The sequence below is a fragment of the Vibrio sp. D417a genome, assembly GCF_030248595.1.
In the GTDB taxonomy this organism is placed as follows: Bacteria; Pseudomonadota; Gammaproteobacteria; order Enterobacterales; family Vibrionaceae; genus Vibrio; species Vibrio alginolyticus.
Map to the genome: position 1 here is coordinate 1 of NZ_JAHGAM010000070.1, position 563 is coordinate 563.

The 563-nt window shown below is 48.7% G+C and carries 1 protein-coding gene; it reads right to left on the reverse strand.

All coding sequences use genetic code 11. The annotated features are described in order from the left end of the window. The coding region (locus KI742_RS23510) for a DUF5801 repeats-in-toxin domain-containing protein (RefSeq protein ID WP_285445320.1) at positions 1 to 563 on the reverse strand (563 nt) is incomplete at both ends.

Genomic DNA, 563 nt, shown 5'->3' on the forward strand with positions numbered 1-563 from the left:
TCGGTAATAGTTGGCTTATCGTCCACGATGGTGACTGGGATCGTTTCTGTGGTGGTATCACCATCAAAATCCGTCGCGATGATTGGGAAGTTCAGCGTCAGCTCATCACTGTCTAACGCATGGTCGATTGGACCTTGAAGCGTGAAGTTGTATGAGCCATCCGTATTTACTGTTAGCGTGAAGACCGATTCAGTACCTGCCGTCGCTTGGTAAGTGAAGCTACCATCACCGTTTGCAGTTTCAGTCAGGGTCACTGCCACACCTTGCGATGTTAGGCCATCAACTGGCGTTGCAGCAGTATCTAATTGGTAGCTTACTACCCCATCAGAGCCTTGCGTTGTAGTGAAGTTGCCATCGATTGAAATTGGATCTGAGCCGTCAGAGCCAATCTTCGCTAAGTCATCTTCATCCACGCGGATCGCGTCTACGTCAGTGATGCTTGGTTTATCGTCAACAATGGTGACAGGCAATGTTTCTGTCGACGTATCACCATCAAAGTCTGTCGCGATAATCGGGAAATCAATTTGTAGGCTGTCACTATTTACCGCATGGTCTAGTGGGCC